Source organism: Microvirga tunisiensis (assembly GCF_009296175.1).
Lineage (GTDB): Bacteria > Pseudomonadota > Alphaproteobacteria > Rhizobiales > Beijerinckiaceae > Microvirga > Microvirga tunisiensis.
The window spans coordinates 1-20,339 of the sequence record NZ_VOSK01000109.1 but is presented as its reverse complement, the minus strand read 5'-3'; the positions used below and the strand labels follow the sequence as shown (position 1 = coordinate 20,339).

The 20,339-nt window shown below is 58.9% G+C and carries 18 protein-coding genes and 3 pseudogenes; 9 read left to right on the top strand and 12 right to left on the bottom strand.

Annotated elements, in window-relative coordinates; translation table 11 throughout:
- Positions 1-187: pseudogene (locus FS320_RS22375) on the top strand (trehalose-6-phosphate synthase); the annotation flags it as partial.
- Between the two features lie 123 nt (positions 188-310).
- On the opposite strand, the gene rsgA reads toward FS320_RS22375, so the two are convergent.
- Positions 311-1,348 carry a ribosome small subunit-dependent GTPase A gene (gene rsgA / locus FS320_RS22370; RefSeq protein ID WP_338105443.1) on the bottom strand — a complete coding sequence of 346 codons (1,038 nt, stop codon included), beginning with the start codon at positions 1,346-1,348 and terminating at the stop codon, positions 311-313.
- Between the two features lie 205 nt (positions 1,349-1,553).
- Here rsgA and FS320_RS22365 point away from each other — a divergent pair, with 205 nt between their 5' ends.
- From FS320_RS22365 to FS320_RS22355, 3 genes and pseudogenes are all read left to right on the top strand, one after another.
- On the top strand, positions 1,554-3,524 hold the full coding sequence (locus FS320_RS22365) for an AI-2E family transporter (protein WP_152714149.1): 1,971 nt from the start codon (positions 1,554-1,556) through the stop codon (positions 3,522-3,524).
- A gap of 125 nt (positions 3,525-3,649) precedes the next feature.
- On the top strand, positions 3,650-4,699 hold the full coding sequence (locus FS320_RS22360) for a YihY/virulence factor BrkB family protein (protein ID WP_152714148.1): 1,050 nt from the start codon (positions 3,650-3,652) through the stop codon (positions 4,697-4,699).
- Between the two features lie 61 nt (positions 4,700-4,760).
- Positions 4,761-5,459: pseudogene (locus tag FS320_RS22355) on the top strand (IS6 family transposase).
- Between the two features lie 148 nt (positions 5,460-5,607).
- On the opposite strand, the gene FS320_RS45250 reads toward FS320_RS22355, so the two are convergent.
- The 7 genes from FS320_RS45250 to FS320_RS22325 form a co-directional block, all read right to left on the bottom strand.
- Positions 5,608-5,772, bottom strand: a complete 165-nt coding sequence (locus FS320_RS45250) for a hypothetical protein (RefSeq protein ID WP_153885323.1) — start codon at positions 5,770-5,772, stop codon at positions 5,608-5,610.
- A gap of 155 nt (positions 5,773-5,927) precedes the next feature.
- On the bottom strand, positions 5,928-7,466 hold the full coding sequence (locus tag FS320_RS22350; RefSeq protein WP_152714147.1) for a UxaA family hydrolase: 1,539 nt from the start codon (positions 7,464-7,466) through the stop codon (positions 5,928-5,930).
- 85 nt (positions 7,467-7,551) lie between these two features.
- Positions 7,552-8,601, bottom strand: a complete 1,050-nt coding sequence (locus FS320_RS22345; protein WP_162003154.1) for an alcohol dehydrogenase catalytic domain-containing protein — start codon at positions 8,599-8,601, stop codon at positions 7,552-7,554.
- The gene (locus FS320_RS22340; protein ID WP_152714146.1) at positions 8,598-10,004 is read right to left on the bottom strand and encodes a TRAP transporter large permease; all 1,407 of its coding nucleotides are present in this window, start codon (positions 10,002-10,004) and stop codon (positions 8,598-8,600) included. Before FS320_RS22340 ends, FS320_RS22345 begins: the two co-directional genes overlap by 4 nt.
- Before the next feature lie 45 nt (positions 10,005-10,049).
- Complete coding sequence (locus FS320_RS22335) at positions 10,050-10,622, bottom strand: TRAP transporter small permease (RefSeq protein WP_152714145.1); 573 nt, start codon at positions 10,620-10,622, stop codon at positions 10,050-10,052.
- A 103-nt stretch (positions 10,623-10,725) separates the two neighbouring features.
- Complete coding sequence (locus tag FS320_RS22330) at positions 10,726-11,718, bottom strand: sialic acid TRAP transporter substrate-binding protein SiaP (protein WP_152714144.1); 993 nt, start codon at positions 11,716-11,718, stop codon at positions 10,726-10,728.
- Positions 11,715-12,515 carry a FadR/GntR family transcriptional regulator gene (locus FS320_RS22325; RefSeq protein ID WP_152714143.1) on the bottom strand — a complete coding sequence of 267 codons (801 nt, stop codon included), beginning with the start codon at positions 12,513-12,515 and terminating at the stop codon, positions 11,715-11,717. Before FS320_RS22325 ends, FS320_RS22330 begins: the two co-directional genes overlap by 4 nt.
- Positions 12,516-13,067: 552 nt before the next feature.
- Here FS320_RS22325 and FS320_RS22320 point away from each other — a divergent pair.
- Positions 13,068-13,784: a GntR family transcriptional regulator gene (locus tag FS320_RS22320; protein ID WP_152714142.1), complete on the top strand. Its 717-nt coding sequence runs from the start codon at positions 13,068-13,070 to the stop codon at positions 13,782-13,784.
- Positions 13,785-13,959: 175 nt separating this feature from the next.
- Positions 13,960-14,994 carry an Ldh family oxidoreductase gene (locus FS320_RS22315; protein ID WP_162003153.1) on the top strand — a complete coding sequence of 345 codons (1,035 nt, stop codon included), beginning with the start codon at positions 13,960-13,962 and terminating at the stop codon, positions 14,992-14,994.
- Between the two features lie 415 nt (positions 14,995-15,409).
- Here FS320_RS22315 and FS320_RS22310 read toward each other — a convergent pair whose 3' ends face one another.
- The 3 genes from FS320_RS22310 to FS320_RS22300 all read right to left on the bottom strand — a co-directional run bounded on the left by FS320_RS22310 (position 15,410) and on the right by FS320_RS22300 (position 17,372).
- Complete coding sequence (locus FS320_RS22310; protein ID WP_152714140.1) at positions 15,410-15,634, bottom strand: hypothetical protein; 225 nt, start codon at positions 15,632-15,634, stop codon at positions 15,410-15,412.
- Positions 15,635-15,756: 122 nt separating this feature from the next.
- Positions 15,757-16,896, bottom strand: a complete 1,140-nt coding sequence (locus FS320_RS22305) for a sensor histidine kinase (RefSeq protein WP_152714139.1) — start codon at positions 16,894-16,896, stop codon at positions 15,757-15,759.
- A 98-nt stretch (positions 16,897-16,994) separates the two neighbouring features.
- Complete coding sequence (locus FS320_RS22300) at positions 16,995-17,372, bottom strand: response regulator (RefSeq protein WP_152714138.1); 378 nt, start codon at positions 17,370-17,372, stop codon at positions 16,995-16,997.
- A gap of 480 nt (positions 17,373-17,852) precedes the next feature.
- Here FS320_RS22300 and FS320_RS22295 point away from each other — a divergent pair, with 480 nt between their 5' ends.
- From FS320_RS22295 to FS320_RS22290, 3 genes and pseudogenes are all read left to right on the top strand, one after another.
- The gene (locus FS320_RS22295; RefSeq protein ID WP_152714137.1) at positions 17,853-18,293 is read left to right on the top strand and encodes a GNAT family N-acetyltransferase; all 441 of its coding nucleotides are present in this window, start codon (positions 17,853-17,855) and stop codon (positions 18,291-18,293) included.
- Positions 18,294-18,383: 90 nt separating this feature from the next.
- Positions 18,384-18,557: a hypothetical protein gene (locus tag FS320_RS45245; RefSeq protein ID WP_153885322.1), complete on the top strand. Its 174-nt coding sequence runs from the start codon at positions 18,384-18,386 to the stop codon at positions 18,555-18,557.
- Positions 18,558-18,769: 212 nt separating this feature from the next.
- Positions 18,770-19,456: pseudogene (locus tag FS320_RS22290) on the top strand (recombinase family protein).
- 230 nt (positions 19,457-19,686) lie between these two features.
- On the opposite strand, the gene FS320_RS22285 reads toward FS320_RS22290, so the two are convergent.
- On the bottom strand, positions 19,687-19,935 hold the full coding sequence (locus FS320_RS22285; RefSeq protein WP_152738255.1) for a hypothetical protein: 249 nt from the start codon (positions 19,933-19,935) through the stop codon (positions 19,687-19,689).
- Positions 19,936-20,339: the final 404 nt, after the last annotated feature.

The following is a 20,339-nucleotide window of genomic DNA, read 5'->3' as shown; positions in this document are numbered from 1 at the left end:
TATTCAGCACGCGCTGCACATGAGCCAAGAGGAGCGGGTTGCACGCTGGCAGGTCATGTCGAAAGTTCTTTGGAATTCCGATGTCTCACGGTGGGCGGCGGCGTTTATCAAGGATCTGGCCGCCAACAAGGCAAGCAGAACGCGCAGCAAAATGGCGCTGGCTACAAAAGAGAGTGATAATCGCTAGGAGCAGAACAAGGAGCACCGTGGGATCTGTTGCAACGCAAGCTCTGTGTTGGGGCCAATGCGGCCGGACATCTTGGAAAGCGATCAATTTCGTGTGTAGGTGAGCAGCCCGGCCGATCGTCGTTCAGCGCCTCTTGCTTCGACCCGCAGTCGCACTGCCGCCACGCGGCCCGCTGCGGCCCGACGTCTGGTTGCTGCTTTCCTCTACCAGCTTGCGCCAACGGGTCAGACGCTCCGGGTCCAGCACACCTGCGGCTACCGCTCCTCGGACGGCGCAGCCGGGTTCGTGGGCGTGGGTGCAGTCGCTGAACCGGCAGAGAGGGGCAAGCTCGGTAATTTCAGCGAACAGGATCTCAATGCCAGAAGCCGCATCGCTGACACGGAGCGTGCGCATTCCCGGCGTGTCAATCACCCATCCGCCACCTGCAATGGCATGAAGCGAGCGCGAGGTTGTGGTGTGGCGTCCTTTGGCATCGTGTTCGCGAATTCCTCCGGTTTGCTGGGCCAACTCCTGCGTTGGGCCTGCCAGTGTGTTCACCAACGTCGATTTGCCGACACCGGAGGAGCCGACCAGCGCCACTGTCTGCCCCACACCGCACCATGGGGCTAAAGCACCTGCGGCATCTCTGGATAGGGGGTTTAAGATCACGACGGCCAGCCCGTGTTGCAGCGCGAGGGACTGTTGTTCATACGCCCGTGCATCCGCCACGGTGTCAGCCTTGGTCAGCAGGATCACCGGGTTGGTCCCAGCCTCGTTCGCCAGCGCCAGATAGCGTTCCAGCCGGGCGGGGTTGAAATCAGCATTGCATGAGGTGACGATGAACAGCGTATCGACGTTGGCACCAGCGAGCTGCGGGGTCTTGCTGCCTTCGGTGCGACGCTCCAGCACTGTCTTGCGGATCAGTCGGCGATGCAGCAGTTGGGTTTGATGGTCGGCAAGCACCCAGTCCCCTACGGCAAAATCGCCGGTCTGGCTGTGAACTGGAAGTGTCAGCTCGACCGGCCCGGTTTGAGAGATCGCGGTCAGGCGGGCGCGGTGGACCGTGGCAATACGATGCGGGGCGAGGCCTGCCTCATGGGGCTCAAGCTGATCCTCGAAAAAATCAGACCATCCCAGACTTGAAAGCAGTACGGGGTGAGCGGCGTCGGAGTCATCTGTCACGGCTTTCCCAATCGCAGAGTGTCACATTCGTGGGCGACGTCCTTTGGAACATAAGAGTAGCGCCAACAAAACAACCCCCGGCAAACGCAGGTCGGCCGCCACCGACCTTCAATGACCGGGCTCAGGATCGAAACAGCTCTGTACGCGTTATTCTTAAGCGCCGGATCGAAGCTCTCGACTCCAGGCGGCCCAGGAACCCCCATCAATGTCAGTCCTAAAGCCAAAGAGTTCCGAGCGGGACATGTATGTCTCGGAGCCCTCAACGGGCGGCATTGGCGTCGTCGGCATGATCGCCCTCGTCATTGCAGGTCTGTTCGTCGGCCGGGAAGTCTTCGTTCCGGTGGCCCTTGCGATCCTCCTGAGCTTCGTGCTGGCGCCTTTGATCCGGCTGTTGCAGAAACTCCGCGTGCCCCGTGTTCTCGCAGTTATCGGGGTCGTCTTGGTCGCCTTTGCCGGGATTACGGCACTCGCCACAGTGATGGCGACACAGGTCACCCAACTTGCCGGAGACTTGCCGCGCTATCAGCTCACGATGCGCGAGAAGGTGCTGTCCTTGCGCGGGTCCGCCGCAGGCAGCGGTGCTTTGGAGCGAGCCGCGGACGTCTTGCAGGATCTCGGCAAGGAACTCGACAGGCCGCAGACTGACGCTGCCCGGCCGGCTAACCCGCTGACGCCGAGCGCCGCACCCGCCGCCGAGACGAAGCCCATCCCGGTCGAAGTGCGCCAGCCCGACCCGGGAGCTCTGCAAACCCTCGGCGCCTTCATTACCCCGCTCATTCACCCCCTTGCGACCACCGGGATCGTGATCATCTTTGTGATCTTCATCCTGCTGCAGCGCGAGGATCTGCGGAACCGCCTGATTCGCCTTGCGGGCTCGCATGATCTCCAGAAGACGACCGCGGCCCTTGACGATGCCGCAGGCCGCCTGAGCAAGCTGTTCCTGACGCAATTGGCCCTGAACGCAGCCTTCGGCGTGGTGATCGGCATCGGCCTGTACTTCATCGGCGTGCCAAGTCCGGTGCTCTGGGGCATCCTCGCAGCCATCCTGCGCTTTGTTCCTTACATCGGCGCGTTCATCTCCGCCGCTTTCCCGCTGGCCCTGGCGGCGGCCGTTGATCCGGGCTGGTCGATGCTCCTGATGACTGCCGCGCTGTTCATCGTCATGGAGCCCTTGGCCGGACACGTGGTCGAGCCCCTGGTTTATGGTCACAGCACGGGTCTGTCTCCGGTCGCGGTCGTCGTTGCGGCAACATTCTGGACCTGGCTCTGGGGTCCGATCGGATTGGTGCTCGCGACCCCCCTGACGGTGTGCCTGGTCGTGCTCGGCCGCCATGTCGAGCGGCTCGAGTTCCTGGACGTCATGCTGGGCGACCGCCCGGCCCTCTCGCCGCCGGAGATCTTCTACCAGCGCATGCTGGCCGGAGATCCGGCGGAGGCGGCTGATGTCGCGGAGGAGTTCCTGAAGGAGCGCTCGCTTTCCGTCTATTACGATGAGGTCGCTCTGGCGGGATTGCGGCTCGCCCGCGCCGATGCGCTTCGCGGCGTGCTCGACGAGGCGCGCCTGGAACGCATGAGGGGCACGGTCGAGGAACTGGTGGACGACCTGTCCGATCATCCGGATCTGGAGCCGGCATCCGGTCGGACGGTTGATCCGGAAGCAGCGGCGGCCGTCGATGCCAGCGCGGAAGCGCTTGGAACCGCCGATCTTCCGGTTCTGGCGCCGGAGGATCTTGATCCCCGCTTCACGGGAGAGGCGCCGATCCTGTGCATTGCCGGCCAGAGTCCAGTCGATGAGGCGGCCGCCCTGATGCTGGCGCAACTCCTGACAAAGCATGGGCTCAAAGCACGTGTCGAAGGTGCAGCCTCGCTGTCAGTCCAATCGATCACCCGGCTTGAGGCTGCGGATACTGCCGTGGTGTGCCTGTCCTTTCTCGATGCCGGCAGTCCGGCCCACATGCGCTATGCGGTGCGTCGCCTGCGCCGGAAGATGCCACAGGCGAAGATTGTGCTGGGATGCTGGGTTGCCGACGCCACGGCTGCCGAGAGCCTCCGCGAGGCCGCACGTGCGGACCTTGTCGCTTCGACATTGCGTGCGGCTACGGCCCTGTGCATAGAACTCGCCAGACGAGACACCATTGAACCTTCAAAAGCCGTGACCACAGCAAGCGCTGCATGATGCTGTCCTGTTTGGGGGCTAATGCCTCGTTCTGCTCAGTAATCTCTCTGTCGATCTCCACTATCATCTTATCTCCCACCTCTCTCTTGCTTCAGTTCAGATAAGGGAGGCGGCCACGGTGCCCCATGGATGACCATGCAGCGAATGAACACGCTCAAGACTGGCGCTCCCATGTCGGCGAGGAGCCCAGCTCAAGCGGGCGGTCGGACGATTTAACCCGCGCTGGTGAGCCGGGTCGTGGACGCCAGGCCAGCACACCCACGGATATCCCGGCACGCGGCTGGAAGGATATTCTCTGGCGCGTGTTCTGGTCCATCCCGGACGACCGCATCCTGTCGACCTCAGGCGGAGTCGCGTTCTTCGCCCTGCTCGCCGTGTTCCCGGCGATTGCCACAGTCGTGTCGCTCTACGGGCTGTTTGCCGATACCGGCACGATCAGGGGCCATCTGTCGCTTCTCGCTGGGATTCTGCCCGGGGGCGTGCTGGAGCTCATCGGAGAGCAGGTCACCCTGATCATCACCCAGGGCAGCGATACACTCAGTCTCGCCTTTGCAATAGGCTTTCTAGTGGCAATCTGGAGCGCAAACTCGGGAGTTGCAGCCCTCTTCGATGCCCTCAACGTGGTTTATGGCGAGAAGGAGAAGCGGAGCCTGCTTCGGTTCTACTTCACATCGTTCCTGTTCACCCTTGGCATGATCCGTGTCGTCATGACGGCCATCGGCGCGGTGGTGGTTGCGCCCATCATCTTTACCTTCATAGGCATTGTGACGCCGGCCGAACAGTTCCTGGCCGTCCTGCGCTGGCCTGTCCTTCTTGTCGTCGTTTGTGCGTGGCTGGCTATGATCTACCGCTACGGCCCCAGCCGCAATGATGCCAAGTGGCGCTGGGTGACCTGGGGCAGCGTCGCGGCGGCTGTGCTGTGGCTCGGGGCTTCGATGCTGTTCTCCTGGTACGTCGCCAACTTCGACAGCTACAACAAGACCTATGGCTCGCTCGGTGCGGGCGTCGGCTTCATGATCTGGATCTGGCTGTCGGTGGTGATTGTTCTGCTTGGCGCCGAGCTCAACGCTGAGATGGAGCACCAGACGTCCAAGGACAGTACGCAGGGCGCTGCGCTTCCGCTCGGGTCTCGAGGCGCCAACATGGCGGATCACGTCGGCGCATCGCACGCCTGACGGCTCCGTTGCATTAACCTTGGCGGCATAAGGAGGAGCAGCCAGTCGAGGAGCCGTCCTGTTGTCGATCTTCAAGCGCCGTCGCTTTCCGGTTGAGATCATCCTGTTGTGCGTGCAGTGGTACTGCAAGACGGGATCAGCTACCGCGATTTGGCCGAGATGATGCAGGAACGTGGGGTCGAGGTGGACCCATCCACGATCTTCCGCTGGGTCCAGAGGTATGCGCCGGAGCTTGAGAAACGGGTTCGCCGCTACCAGGGGCATAGGCCTGGCTCTTGGCGCGTCGACGAGACCTATGTGCGGGTTGGCGGCAAATGGAAGTATCTCTTTCGTGCGGGCGACAAGCACGGACAGCTGATCGACTTCATGCTGTCAGACCGCCGCAACACCAAAGCAGCCTATCGCTTCCTGCGCAAAGCCCTGAGGACGATGAGCGACTACCCACCATCGTCCATCACGACCGCCAAACTGGCGTCGTATCCCAAGGCAATCCAGCGCCTGCAGAAGGAAGGCCTGCTGTCGAAAAAAGTTGAGCACCGGACATCGAAATTATTTGAATAGCATCATTGAGGCCGACCATGGAGCACTCAAGCGCGTCATCCGGCCGACCCGCGGCTTCCAGAGGATGGCAACAGCCTCCGCCACCATCAAAGGCTTCGAGGTGATGCGGATGATCCGCCGCGGCCATTGCATGCTGACGGAGCCCGGATCCACAGGCGAAATCCGTTTCGTCAACCAGCTCTTCGGTCTTGCTGTCTGAGCAACCCGTTCGACTGGGTTCGTTGCGACCGTTCCAAGTTAATGCAACGGAGCCTTGCCAAGGACCATCCAAGATCGACCGGCGTACCGAAATCGGCAGGTTCACCTTCAGGGAACCTGCAAGGACCAGATCCAATCCACTCTTCGGCTCATCCGCTGGACTGCTCTGGTCCGGGTTTGATCCGCGGAAGCACGCGCTCCACGTCCTGATCCGCCGTCGCCTGCAGCCTTGCATCGGGCGCTCGTGCAGCGTCGTGCTCACGCAGCACATCGGCGACAGCTTCAGGGTCAATCTCCTGGGCTTGGATAAGCAAACGATCTGCCTCCTCGTTGTGGCCGGTCGCTTGTTCATGCAGGCCCTGTTCCGCTAGTCTGCGAGCCTGCGCCTTTGAGCCTAGGCCTACACTAGCCTGATCTAGCTTACGATCCGCCACATTGCCCTCCTCTCATGAGGCACTGTGCCCAAGGATCACACTGTCACGCCGAGCGGCCACGGTGCGAACTCGGCGGAGCCGAAGTCATACAACTCGCTTTTCGTGCGCTCGCCGGAGGCGACCCGTAGGATTAGATCAAAGATACGCTGTCCAGCCTCCCGCACGGTCTCCTCGCCATCGACGATGGTGCCGCAGTTGACATCCATGTCGTCTTCCATGCGCCGGTACAGAGGCGTATTGGTCGCGATCTTGATCGATGGCGATGGCTTGCACCCGAACACGCTGCCGCGTCCCGTGGTGAAACAGACCACGTTGGCCCCACCGGCGACCTGACCTGTGGCCGAGACGGGATCGAAGCCGGGAGTGTCCATGAACACGAAGCCGCGTGCTATGACGGGTTCGGCATACTTGATCACGTCAACGAGGTTGGTGCTGCCCGCCTTGGCCATGGCGCCAAGCGACTTTTCCAGGATTGTGGTCAGCCCACCAGCTTTGTTGCCAGGTGACGGGTTGGCATTGATCTCCGCCCCGTGCTTGTGCGTGTACTCTTCCCACCAGCGCATCAGCTCGACCAATTTCTCGCCGACCTCGCGGCTTACCGCCCGACGGGTGAAGATGTGCTCGGCACCATACGTCTCAGTTGTTTCGGACAGGATCACCGTGCCGCCGTGGCGCACGACAAGGTCGCTGGCGATTCCGAGGGCCGGGTTCGCGGAAACGCCGGAATAGCCATCCGAGCCACCACATTGTAGCGCCACCTTCAGCTCGCTCGCAGGCACCGCCTGGCGCTGCACCTTGTTTGACTCGGCTAAGACCTCTCTCACGAAGGCTATGCCAGCCTCAACGGTCTTGCGAGTGCCGCCCATGCTCTGGATATCCATGTTACGGATCCGGTCGGTGAGCTTATGCTCCTTTAACATCCCGCTGATCTGGTTCACCTCGCAGCCGAGGCCAAGCACCACGATGTGGGAAAAGTTCGGATGGCGGGCATAGCCAGCGAGCGTGCGGCGCAGCAGCTGAAGGGGCTCGCCTTCCGGCATGCCGCAGCCAGTCTTGTGCGTCAATGCAACCACACCATCGACATTCGGGAATTCGGCTAGAGGATCAAAGCCGGTAAAAGGGTGCCGCTTAAAGGCATCGGACACCAAGTTGGCTGCATGAGCGCTGCAGTTTACCGAGGTCAGAATGCCGATGTAGTTGCGGGTCGCCACACGCCCATCCGGGCGTTGGATGCCCTCGAACGTGACCGGGGTGTCGACATACTCTGTCGGCCTTGCATCTTGGCCATAGGCATAGTCCTTAGTGAACTCACCCATGCCTAGATTATGAACATGCACGTGCTGGCCCGGGGTAATTGGGGCTGTGGCGAAGCCAATGATCTGGTTGTAACGCCGTACCGCCTCGCCTGCAGCAATCGGGCGCACGGCAACTTTGTGCCCAGCCGGGATCCGGTCATAGGCTGCGATACCGTCTGCAACTTGCGCTCCCGGCAACAGTGTCGCGCGCGCTATGACCACGTGATCGTGGGGGTGAAGGCAAATCACCGGATGGGACGTGGCAGTATGCGTAGTCATCGAAGATACTTCCTCACCGCTCACGAAGAGCATCTCTGGTGCACAATAACGGCGATCAGCCATTTCTTCCATCAGGTAATCCGGCTTAAGAAGCTGTCAGGACGACTTTAACGCTCTGCGATCGATCTAGAGCTGCGCGGAAGCCTTCTGTAGCTTCGGAAAGCGGACACTCGGAGGTGACGATGGGAAGGACATCAATCATCCTGTTGTCAATGAGACGCACAGCTTGCTCAAATTCCTCGCCAAAGCGGAAGGAGCCCTTGAGGTCTACTTCCTTAGCCATCACAGCGTTGGCAGGGATTGGGATCTGACCGCCGGGTAAATTGCCGACTTGAACGACTGTCCCGCCGCGACGCACGTTGGATATCGCCGAAGCTAAACCGGAGGCTGTCCCAGAGACCTCGAAGGCCAGGTCAAAAGACTTCGCTGCAGCAAGTTCTTTCAGAGCATCCTCGCCCCCAGAGATATCAACGGTATGATCAGCGCCTAAACGCTGCGCAAAGGCAAGCGGAGCGGCGGCGACATCGACCATCGCGACCTCCGAGACTCCGGCCAATCGAGCAGCCAATAGTGTCAGGAGACCGATAGGACCTGCGCCAAACACAATTGCTTTTCGGCCTTCCACCTGGCCGGCCCGGCTGATGGCGTGAAGACAAACAGCGAGGGGCTCTGCCAGCGCTGCAGCGGCCATTGGCGTACTGTCCGACACTTTGATACACTGGGCCGGGATGGCATCAAAATACGTGGCAAAGCCCCCCTGCATGTGCGGGGTCTTTGATGTCGATCCCATGAAATAGATGTTCTCACATAGGTTCGGACGGCCTTCCTGGCATCTATCGCAGTAACCGCACCACCGTGAGGGATTGACTGCGACGCGGTCGCCAATTTGAAGGTCACCGCTGTCAGCCGCGATATCTACGATCTCGCCCGCGATCTCGTGACCAAGGATTAACGGGGAGTTCACAACAAACTCCCCAGTCCGTCCATGTCGGTAGTAATGCATGTCTGACCCGCAGATCCCGCCTGCACCAAAGCGCACCCGGACCATGCCGGGCGTTAAAGGACCGATCGGCGCTTCCACCAGCCGAAGATCTTCGGCTCCAAAGAGCGTTGCAGCAAGACAAGTTTCGGTCACTTTGCCACTCCCATCGTTCGCGGCAACCAGAGAGTCAACTCAGGAATGTAGGTGATCGCGACAAGCGCAAGCATTAGTGGAATCAGCCAAGGAAGAATTGCCACGGTCGTGCGCTCGACCGAGAGCTTCGCCACGCGAGCTAGTACGAACAGGACCATCCCGAGAGGCGGATGGAGAAGCCCGATCATGAGGTTGAGGGTGATGATCAAGCCGAAATGGATCGGATCAATGCCGAGCTTGAGTACGATCGGAAGAAGGATCGGCACAAGGATGGTTATGGCTGCGATGGTGTCGATGAAGCAGCCAACGAACAGCATCAGCAGGTTCGCCAGGAGCAGAAAGACCCATTTGTTCTGCGTGATACCGAGGATCGCGTCCGATAGGATCTGAGCGGCCTGACTTACCGTGAGAAGCCACGCGAAGATCGATGCGGCTGTCACGATGAACAGCACCGAAGCAGTGGTCTCGATCGTATCGAATGTTGCTTTGACCAGCGTCTTCAAAGTCATCGAGCGGTAGCGCACGAGACCGAGGAAAAGCGACCAGATTACTGCGGCGACGGCAGCCTCAGTTGGTGTGAACAATCCGAGCGTCATGCCGCCGATCAGGATGACGGGCGCCATAAGGGCCATGACAGCGGAGAAATCGAAGTACCAGTCGAGCGCAAGGAGAATCGCGAGCGCAATGCCGATTGCGACGTTGGTCGACAGGCCGAACTGGACCATGGCCCAGACAGCGACCGGGAACATCATGACAACGATGACCTCGACCGTCGCATTCCCGAGTTGGCGCCAGGAGAATGGACTGTCACTGCCCCAACCGTTCTTATAGGCAAAATATGCCACCGTTGCCATCATCATGAGTGTCATGACGACGCCGGGGATTAATCCTCCAAGGAAAAGCGCCCCAATCGAAACGTTGGCCATCATGCCGTAGATCACGAATGGCAAGGACGGCGGTATGATCGGCCCAAGTGTCGCGGAAGCGGCGGTCACGCCGACGGCAAACTCAGTCGAGTAGCCGTGGTCCTTCATAGCCTTGATTTCGATTGTGCCAAGGCCAGCGGCGTCAGCGATCGCAGTTCCCGACATTCCGGAAAAGATTACTGAGCCAATGATGTTGACTTGCCCCAACCCGCCCTTCATCCAGCCGACTAGTGCGACCGCGAAGCTGTAGATCCGCCCCGTGACGCCAGCAGTATTCATCAGGTTGCCCGCGAGAATGAAGAACGGCACGGCAAGCAGCGGAAAACTCTCCACGCCGGCGATCATGCGCTGAGCCAGGACGACGTCGGGTGCGATTCCCGTGGCAAGGATATAAATCAGAGACGAGACGGCCATCGTTAAAGCCACAGGCAGGCCAAGGAGCATCAAAGTGAGAAATGAACCGACGAGGATAAGCATGGGCGAGCTCCGATCAAATCTTAGGACATCGGATTATTGAAGTTGTTAGATCGGGGCTGCGTCGAAAGCCTCTGGTCTCTCCAGAATAGAGTAGCCGCGGCGCCAGTTATCAATCGACACCTGAACTGATCGGAGAAACATCAGGATGAATCCCACGAAGACACAGCCATAAACCCAGTTCTTCGGCAGCATGATTGTGGTCATAGTCTCGCCTTCGACAATCGCCATGAAGTTCCACACAAGATAAGCCGCGTAGGCGAAGAAAACTGTGCGAATGGCGTCGATCATGATTGCCAATGCTCTCGCGACCCTTGCTGGCAGATAACGGAAGAGCAGATCAACGTGGATATGGCGCCCCAAGCGGACGCACATCGCAGCCCCAAGAAACACCACTGCTACCAAGCAGTAGGTTGCGATCTCCTCGGTCCACGCGAAAGAGTCATTGAGCACGTACCGCGTCAAGAATTGCAGAAAGACCGCGAAGGCCATCAGCCAAAAGATCGCTAATGTCGCCCAGTCCTCAACACCATACTGCTTGAGATCGACCTCAGGAACCGGCTCCTCGAAAGCGTGGGCCAGTTCCTCAGCCGTGATCTCAGTATGAATCTCGGGCTTCATCCCGTTCACTCCAGAATTATCGTTGAATAATCGAGATAGTCGACGGTTTTCGGTCGGAAGCCTGCCAGGGGAGTTGGTACCCCTGACAGAGCAACCACGAGCTTTACAACGCAGGCTCGCTCTTGATGGCCTGTATTTTATCGTAGTCCGCCTTGCGATACCCGAAGGACTCGAATGTGACGTTCTTCAAGACGTTCTGCTTGAAGTCCTCTTTGTCGACCTCAGAGACGGTTAGTCCCTTATCCTTAAAGAAGCCAACGAGTTCTTTCTCCTTGGAATGGATTTCGGCGGTTGCGCGGGCGGCTGCTTCCTGGGCGACCTCCGAGAAGATTTTCTTGTCCTCGTCAGAGAGCTTCTTCCACAGATTGGCGGACACCACCGTGTTGAGATGGTCGACGATATGCCCGGTCAGGGCGATGTGCTTCTGCACCTCGTAGAACTTCTTGGCCTCGATCGTAGTCAGAGGGTTTTCCTGAGCCTCGACGGTCCCGTTCTGAAGCGCAAGATACACTTCTGCGAATGCGATCGGAGCAGTGTTGGCACCGCACGCGCGGGGCATCGCCAGGTAGGCTGGCACGTCCGGAACGCGGATCTTCAATCCTTTCATGTCAGCACATGTTTTAATGGGCTTGTTCGACGATGTGTGGCGCGCGCCATAATAGGTCACCGCAAGGATCTGGTGTCCGGTTTTGTCCGTGTAGCCCTTGGCAAGCTCCTTGAATACGTCGCTTTTGGTATATGCTAGGAGGTGGTTCGCATCTCGAAAGACGTACGGGTAATACGTGACGCCAATGGGGGGATAGCTTCGAGCGGCAAAGCTGGACCCTGAAATGATCATGTCAACTGAACCAAGGGACAGGCCCTGATTAATGTCGGTTTCCTTGCCAAGTTGCGAGGAAGGATAGACGTCGATCGTGTAGCGCCCGTTGGTGCGCTTGGCGAGTTCGCCGGCGGCCCACACTGACTGCGTGTGGAATGGCTCGTTTGGCTCGTACACGTGAGCCCATTTCAGCTTCGTTTGGGCCTGCGCCGCCCCTCCCGTAATTGCGAGGCCAAGTACAGCTGCTACAACCGCTGACCATTTCACTGTCGTCATATTTTTCTCCTGCTGGTTTTCATTTGCAACTCGCGCGGGCTTTCCGCTCGTCTGCGAAGTACGGGCGTGACCTTGCCCGATCGGTGGGACAGCACTGCAATTTCACCGAAACTTCTCGAAAAGCGCTCTTGAGAGAGCCTCAAGTGTTGTCTCATTGCCTGCCGCGCTGCTTCAGGATTGCCCGCTGCAATGGCATCGCGGATGACCCTGTGCTCAGCGAGCGCTTGGCTCCAAGTGCTTGCATCCTCGAAATAACTTGCTAGTCGCCGGAAGTAGGGATTCATCCGTTGATCAAAGAGCTGCCCAATGAAGCGGGCTAACACCCCATTCGAAAGAGACGCTGCGATTGCGACGTGGAATTCGCGATCAAGCGAGATCCATTTATCGTTGCCTCCAGATTGCTCCATCTGGGCAAGAATTCGGTCAAGGGCACCGACGTGCCCAGGATCCGCGAGAGTAGCCGCTTCCGCTGCCACGGACGGCTCTAAGATCTCACGTGCATGCAGAATTTCGAAGGGGCCTTCGATCGAAGCTTCGCCAGAAGGTATTGTCAACCTTGATGCTGACGGTCCCAGAACGTAGATGCCGGAGCCGACATTGATGCGAACAAGGCCTTCGACTTCAAGAGCAATGAGCGCTTCTCGCACACTTGTGCGAGAGACCTGGAGGCGATCGGCAAGCTCGCGCTCAGAAGGCAGCCGTCCGCCAATCGGATACTCACCGCTATCAATCAGATCGCGTAAGTGCTTGGCAATTTGTCGGTAAAGCCGCCGTGACTCATCGACCTTGAGTGACAAGGTCCCCTCCTGCGATCGTTTCCCGCCCCAAGCCGGTTATGTGCGGCCGCCTTTTCTGGATTGGTCCGGCCAATTTTCTTAAAAAAGATAGTAATATCTGTAGTGTGTCAAGTGAGATTAGTTCAGCGTAGGGCGTTGGTAATGCGCCTGAACGATCGACTTTAGACGACTAGGTTCATCATAACTTGCCCTCTCTGGATTTATCAGGAAGGGAGAGCGGCTATTGAGACTCGGCGGAGACAACGGGCTTCAGAACATAAAGGAAGCTGCAACGATCCACCTTAGACTTTCGGCAGATTGAGTAGCCTAGACCCTGCACCCCTCACCTACAGTGAAGTATGTAAGTTTCATTCCGGGTACTTGGCCCTTATGCGAGCAGGGATTAGGCCTAGTCAGCGTACAACGTTTATCTGATCCTTAGGACAGCTTATCAGTGACAAACCACATAGACACTCTGCCCTGTTTTCTGGACGTTGAGGAATAGGTTGCGAGCATCACCGTCTTAATCCGACTATAGCGTCTGAGGCATGTAACTGTTAGCACTCCCGCACCATGCAAGCACCCGACAACAATAGTAAATATACGTTCCTTTCTCGTCTCGAGCATCGGCCCCGCGGAAGTACTTTGGAGCAGGTAGAACAGTCGCTGCGAACCTCTATCATTTCCTTGGATTTCACCCCGGGCGAGTTGATTGACAAAAGAGCCGTCTGCGCCAGACTCGGCGTTTCGATGTTCCCCGTTTCGGAGGCGCTCGCGCGCTTAGCCGTAGAAGGCCTCGTTGAGGTTTTGCCACAACGCGGCACCCGAGTAACTCGAATACATCTGCGTGTGATCAGGGAGTTCATGCTAATCCGACAAGCTTTAGAGGAGCTGGTGGCTGCGACAGCCGCTCACCGTCTATCACCTTCCGCATTGGACGTACTTCGGAGTAATCTGAGGGCCCAGGAGCAAGCTGTTGCGCGAAAAGATCCATTGGGATTTCATAACCTTGACTTAGCCTTTCATAACACTCTGGTCGAGGCCCTGGAGCTTCCGCGGATTGCAGCGATCATTGAGGTATCACGTGCTAACATTGATCGAGCTCGTCGCCTTCTCTCTTCGCCGCGCCGGCATATGGCTACCCTTATTGAACATCGCGAGGTGCTCCATGCCCTTGAGGTTCGTGACGCTGAGGCAGCACGACGCGCTATGAAGACCCATTTGGAAGCTGTCATGGAGGAGTTGGAGCGTGTGTCAGGTCAGAACCCTAAGATCTTCACGCCAGACTAAGGGAGCAGCACGTTTGCTGTGGCTGTTTTCGCTTGTCTGGCATCCGACGACGCCTCGCATGTGACGGTTAGACACTTTATGCTTGCGGCGGAGTTAGCCTCTTCGCCGATTTCAAGGTCAACTGAGCGTCGTAAACCGGCTGGATCCCGAACGCGCGAAATCAAAAGAGATTGATGTGACAGACGTTATTATTGCTCCACTGGACCAGCTTGAAGCCCGAACTTTCGCCGGACTCCAGAACGCCGGTGCCGACGAAGTTTCAGCCGGTGCAGCTATTCGTGCCATGCTGCACGCGTCGCGCCTTGGGATCGACAGTCATGGGGTCCGGCTTACACCACATTATGCCCGCGTGCTGCGGAGCGGACGTGTCAATCCAACGCCAAAGATGCAGATCCGCCGCACGGCTATAGGCTCTGCCGTTCTTGATGCCGACAACGGCCTCGGTCATGCCGCCGGTTATGCGGCAATGGAGCTGGCCTGCAGCTTGGCGAAAGAAGCCGGAGTTGGTGCAGTCGGGGTGATCAACTCGTCCCATTTTGGCGCGGCCGGAGCCTATGCGCTTGCTGGAGCCGAGGCTGGTTGCATCGCAGTCTCGATGTCGAACACGGACTCGATCGTTGGCCTTCACGGCGGAGCTGAGCGGTTCCACGGCACAAACCCCGTTGCGGTCGGAGCACCCGTTCCAGACCAAAAGCCCTGGCTTCTGGACATGGCAACCTCGTCGATCCCTTTCAATCGCGTGCTCCTCTACAAGACCTTGGGCAGGACTCTGCCCGCGGGTGTCGCTGCCGATCAATCAGGCCAGCCGACCCAAGATCCTGCCCTTGTCGAGATGCTGATGCCACTCGGAGGGATTGACTTTGGGTTCAAGGGAGCTGCCTTGGCCGGAATGGTGACCCTATTTTCAGCAATATTGACTGGCAGCACCCTCGATCATGAGCTGATCCGGATGGCTGAGACGCATGATTTTGAGACGCCCCGTCGGATGGGGCATTTTTGCCTCGCGGTCGATCCTGGTCAGTTCTTGGGACGGGCCCTCTATGATGAGGCCATCAGCCGCTATCTCGCCGCACTCCGGACGAGTGCGGCCCGGGAGGGGCAGACCGTCATGGCCCCGGGCGATCGAGAATGGGCGGTCGAGGTCGAGCGGCAGCGCAGCGGCATCCCAGTGGATCAGGAGACTGCGCAATTCTTGGGATTGATCCCATAGGGCATTGTCAGGTTGGGGCTGGAACAAGATCTGCTCCCAAACACACGGTAACGTAGTACGTAGCAAGAACGTGAGTCGGTAAACTGACCAAAAGACCCACGCTATGGCTGAATGCAGCTTGGATCTCGGTGTTTGTGCCATCATCCAAGGCCGAGCACCTGATGGGAAAGCGTACTGCTCCCCAAAGGATCGTCCGTGAAAGAGTGCAAGTGTCGGGATAGGTTTGCCGAAGCCGATTAGCGCGGGAGCTTCAAACGGGTACCAGAGCGAAGTGACGATCATCTGGCTTCAAATTGCGGGTCAGTCCTGAAGCCTGGGCGTGAAGGGTTGCCAATCCGTTCTACCTAATCGTGCCATTGAGAGCAGCTCTTGTTCCGGCCCCGATTAGACCTCCTGCTGGATGACGTTCTGCCCATCAAAATACATCTGGATAATCTGGCGTCCTCTTTCGTGATGAGACGTTCAGTGAGCTTGATGCGCCACCGGCAATGACCTTCCCGTTCTCCAGACGAACGCGACCGGCGCTCACCACCGTGGCTGGCACAGCTTGAGCCATGTGAGCGTGCTGCATGAACGCGGGAAAGACGAGCGGCAGCAACTCGCCGCCATCAAGTCTCAGCATGACGTACTTCATGGCCATGGAGCACTCCAGTTCAAGGTGCGGTTCTCACCCCAGACCTGACAATCCAAGAAATCGTCGTCAGGGGCGCGAAGGAGTGCTGAAATCGAACTTGGCCGCAGCTTCTTTATCCGAGGCAGCCGTCAGTACGCCGGGACCAGCCGCCGTTCGACCAAGGGCGCATTCATCCGAAACCGCAAGCCTTCCGGATCATACCTGACCTCCACCTCGGCATGGCACTGCATGGGCAGAACCCGCTGGAGCAGCATTGTGCCAAAGCCTTGGTGCTGCGGCTCGCTCACAGGCGGACCACCAAATTCGCTCCATTCCAGGTGAAGCTTCCTGACCCCCTCATTCTCACTCACGCTCCACTGAACCCGCACATATCCCGCCGGGACCGAAAGAGCCCCGTACCGGACCGCATTCGTGGTCAGTTCGTGAAGGGCCATACCGACCGGAACCGCCAGATCAGCCGATAGCTCGACATGCGGTCCGATCAGCATGAAGCGAGGCTGCCTGCTCTCAGCAAACGGCTTGAGTTCGTTGACGGCAATCTCCCGCAGGGATGCGGTTTGCCAGTAGTCCTCGGTCAGCAGGTTATGGGTCTTCGCCAGAGAGGCGATGCGGTTCGAGAAGGAGCGGTAGAACTCGTCGAAGCTGCCCGTGGATCGGCCTGTGGCTCCAACCAGCGCCTGGACGGTCGCCAACGTATTCTTCACCCGGTGGTGAAGCTCGCGCACCAGCAGCGCCTGCCTCTGCTCGATCTGCCGAGCGGCCTCCAGCCTCTCATCCCGCTCAGCAATCTCCCGCCGTAGCTCCAGTTGCGACATCACCTGCCGCGCGAGCAATGTGAGGGTGGAAGCCTGCTCCTCTGGGAGGTCACGGGCCACGCGGTCGAACACGCATAGTGCTCCCAAAGGCACCCCATCCGGTGTTCGCAGCACCGCCCCGGCATAGAAGCGCAAATGCGGCTCCCCTGTCACCAGCGGGTTGTGGGCAAAGCGAGGGTCGTTGGTCAGGTTGGGAATGATGGTCAGCCCCGGCTCAAGCATGGCCGTGAGACAGATCGAGCGGTCGAGCGGCGTCTCACGCACCCCGAGCCCCACCTCGGCTTTGAACCATTGCCTGCGCTCATCAATCAGGCTGATCAGGGCAATGGGAGCCTGACAGGCACGGGCGGCGAGTTGCACCAGATCATCGAAGGTGGGCTCCGATGGCGTGTCGAGAACCCGGTAGCTGCGCAGGGTTGCAAGCCGGTCATCTTCCGTCCAGACAGGCTGCATTTTGTTGTCCACGACGCGCCACTTACCGCTGAGACCACCCATGAGAACGTACTGAATGTGCGAGCGTTCACGCGAAGCGACTGATTTCCCCAGGCAATTTAGAGACCGCCGACCAGAAGCTGCTGACAGGCTTGGACCAGAACAGCACACGGAACCGGCTTTTCGATCCAGGTGACATGCTGGAACTCGGCCAGAAGGTGCTGGTCCTCTTGGTATCCTGAGTAGATCAGGAACGGGACCTCGCGACGGGTTAGCTCCAGGGCGATCTCGCGACAGGAACCATCGGTCAGAGCCGCATCCAGAATGGCCATCGCAGGGGTGACTGTCTGAAGCCACTCCAGAGCAGCGGCACAGGCTGTGAAGGGACCAGCTACCTCATAGCCTGCATTCTGCAACTCGTCCTGAAGGTTGAGAGCAATGAGGGCCTCATCCTCCAGAAGGAGGACGAGCGGTTTGCCGTCAACCTGCTTGGTCATCCCATAAGCCTTTGCCCCTTAGCCTTGAATCTAACCTGAACAGGCAAGCTTGGCCATCGAGATTATCGGTGAAGCGACAGTATTCGTTGGTGGCGTGAACCAAGCGGCTGTCCCATGATGACAAAAAAGAACCCGGCTGCTTTCGCAAGCGCCGGGTCGAGCAACTTCTCGCAAGTCTTGGACCCACTGCACAAGGGGAATGCGGGGATTAGTAGGGGTCCGTATGTTCAACTAATTCTATAGCCGCCGATCAGTTCCAAAGTTGCCAACCCGCTCATGTCTGAAGTTCCGAAGCTTATGAGCATCATTCCCGAGATTAGCAGGGCTGAACGTATGACGCCGTCAGAGCCCACAAGGATCGTGCTCGTACTCCTCATAGCTGATCTCGTGTGGTAGGAGGAGATCAACGCGAAGTCCAAAAGCAACCACTCAAGATAAGCTCTCTGATTACCACCACTGCATTCCTTAACCGATCACACAATGATTACCCTCCGACCGGCTCTTTCAGCCGACTATTCCTTTGCTCTCAGTCTGTATGTTCAAACGATCAAACCTCTGGCCATTGCCTGGATGGCGTGGGTGGACCACGAGCAAGAAGCACAGTTTGCGAGCCTGTGGCGTCCAGACGACACCTGGATCATTACGCTCAATGGTCAGGAGATCGGCTGGGTCGAGTTTCGCCAGACAGGCGACGAAACCTTCCTGAAGCAACTGTATGTCGCGCCCCTGCATCAACGGCGCGGGGTTGGCTCACAGGTCATGCGGCGGCTGAACGAACAGGGCAGAACAGCAAAGTCCATGGCCCTGTTCGTGCTGAAGAATAACCCAGCGTTTCGGTTCTATAAGCGGCATGGCTTTGAGGTCGTCCAAGAGACCCACAGCACATTCGTCATGCGTCGCAAGTTGGATCGTGCAGCCTGAACTCTGAAATCCAGCCCACGGAGCAGGACAATGTTGCTGGAACTGGACCAAGAACAGTTGGGTGTTCTCAGGCGAGCCCTGGAGGCGAGAGTGCGTGATATGCACCTGCGCCTGGGGAGCGACCCAGGGGATCAAGGTTTTCGGCGCGAAGCGACATTGGCGACACAGCTTCTTCGGCAGGTGGAAGCCTTGGAGCGGCAGGCTGGTCACCGCGCCTGGAGAATAGGGCAGATCGAATCCCTGCCGGAAGACGACGAGAACTGAGCAGCAACCCTCCACGATGCTGATAGACCGTCGCTATCTGAACCTCCCAGACTGTAGCAACGAGGATCACGGTTCGCATCGTCCCAGCATGAACCGACGCCCCAGCCTCGTCTAACATTCTCATGGGTAAAAGTGCCCTCGACACGCCTCCGGGTCTGTCACGTTTGTCGCAACGAACGAGCGTAGCGATAAACGTTCTAAGGAGGGATGCCATGGCCGAGGACCGGTTTGTGTCGTATCTGCGGGTGTCCACGGCCAAGCAAGGCCACAGCGGCTTGGGCCTCGAGGCGCAGCGCCAGGCCGTGGCCGACTACCTGAATGGCGGCTCCTGGCAACTCGTCACTGAAGTGGTCGAGATCGAGAGCGGCAAGCGCTCTGACCGGCCCAAGCTGACCGAGGCGCTGCGCCTGTGCCCGGCTGCACAACGCCACCCTCGTTATCGCCAAGCTGGATCGCCTGAGTCGCGATGCGCACTTCCTGCTCGGGCTGGAGAAGGCCGGAGTGGAGTTCGTGGCGGCTGACATGCCGAGCGCCAACCGGCTGACGCTCGGGATCATGGCCATGGTAGCCGATGAAGAGCGTCGCATGATCTCCCGGCGGACCAAGGATGCCCTGGCGGCGGCCAAGGCCAGGGGAAGAAGCTCGGAGGGAACCAGGGCAACTTGCCGGTTATTGGCGACAAGGGCCGGGCCATCAGCCTCGCGGCACGCCAGGCCAAGGCCCGGAGCCGCGCAGCAGACCTTGTTCCGATCATCGAGGAACTGCGGGCCGCCGGTGTTGTCTCCCTCCAGCAGATCGCGGCGGAGCTGAACGCCCGCGGGATCAGAGCCGCCCGGGGTGGCGCCTGGAGCCGCGAGCAGGTGCTGGAGCAGGAAAAAGCCCCGTTGGGATCCCTCTGAACGGGGCTGAGTTTACGGAGGTCGTGTGCCTGTTCACGCACAAGATGGTGCGAAGAGCCTCCGCGTCATTCCAACTCCCGCCATCTTGGATTGTTGCGCTCCTGAATGAGCGTCACATCCAGACCGCCTGGGCATGAAAAAGCCCCGTCGGGATTGGTCTGGACGGGGCTGAAGTCGCGGAGGACGGTCAAAGAGACCTGTGGGGCAGGCCCTCCGCACCAAGATAACTCTCAATCGCGAAGGTGGGTTTCATCAGCCTCCCCGCCCTGATGAAGAAGCTTCCGAAGAACTGCATTGGAGCGAGCGATGTCGCCGTTGCGGTCGCACACGTAGGTCGCTCCACTCCGCTCGCTTTTGACAAAGCGGTTCTGGGCCGGACAAGTCGCAACCTCGACAGCAACAATGCCGAACAACAAAACAACACTGTACCAAATCACGAACTTCGCGAAGGCATACAGAATAAGCTCAAGGTAGCGCATCACGCGTGCCGGGGAGTCTCCGACCAATCTCTCCGCAGTCCGGCACCAGCATCATACTACGGTTTGGGCCTTGCAGAGCAGCCCATGAGCAAATCTCAACGAAGCGAAAACGCTCCACATCCGTTCCATGCTCAGTCCGCATGACAGGGCCGACCACTTCAAGATTTGTCTCGGGCCCAGTGCGCTGTAGATGACCCGTCCTCCGCCACGGCCTCCCGGTGGCGGATTTCCTCCCTAAACTTGGCTCGCAGCTCAGACATGCGAATGTAAGGTGCGACTAGTACTACTGTGTCATAAACTCACGAGGCGAGCTATAGTCGGGAGATCCATCATGCGGAGGCGTGTGATGAACCTTCCTATCCCATCAGAGACGCGCGAGGCGCGGTTTGCCGCCTATGTTGATG

Bases quoted from the DNA above. Each gene is read 5' to 3' on its own strand.
- FS320_RS22310 (WP_152714140.1), bottom strand. From the start codon at position 15,634: ATGGCCATGAAGTACGTCATGCTGAGACTTGATGGCGGCGAGTTGCTG.
- FS320_RS22285 (WP_152738255.1), bottom strand. From the start codon at position 19,935: ATGCGCTACCTTGAGCTTATTCTGTATGCCTTCGCGAAGTTCGTGATT.
- FS320_RS22340 (WP_152714146.1), bottom strand. From the start codon at position 10,004: ATGCTTATCCTCGTCGGTTCATTTCTCACTTTGATGCTCCTTGGCCTG.
- FS320_RS22335 (WP_152714145.1), bottom strand. From the start codon at position 10,622: ATGAAGCCCGAGATTCATACTGAGATCACGGCTGAGGAACTGGCCCAC.
- FS320_RS22350 (WP_152714147.1), bottom strand. From the start codon at position 7,466: ATGACTACGCATACTGCCACGTCCCATCCGGTGATTTGCCTTCACCCC.
- FS320_RS22320 (WP_152714142.1), top strand. From the start codon at position 13,068: ATGCAAGCACCCGACAACAATAGTAAATATACGTTCCTTTCTCGTCTC.
- FS320_RS22305 (WP_152714139.1), bottom strand. From the start codon at position 16,896: ATGCAGCCTGTCTGGACGGAAGATGACCGGCTTGCAACCCTGCGCAGC.
- FS320_RS22365 (WP_152714149.1), top strand. From the start codon at position 1,554: ATGTCAGTCCTAAAGCCAAAGAGTTCCGAGCGGGACATGTATGTCTCG.
- FS320_RS22360 (WP_152714148.1), top strand. From the start codon at position 3,650: ATGGATGACCATGCAGCGAATGAACACGCTCAAGACTGGCGCTCCCAT.
- FS320_RS22330 (WP_152714144.1), bottom strand. From the start codon at position 11,718: ATGACGACAGTGAAATGGTCAGCGGTTGTAGCAGCTGTACTTGGCCTC.
- FS320_RS22300 (WP_152714138.1), bottom strand. From the start codon at position 17,372: ATGACCAAGCAGGTTGACGGCAAACCGCTCGTCCTCCTTCTGGAGGAT.
- FS320_RS22295 (WP_152714137.1), top strand. From the start codon at position 17,853: ATGATTACCCTCCGACCGGCTCTTTCAGCCGACTATTCCTTTGCTCTC.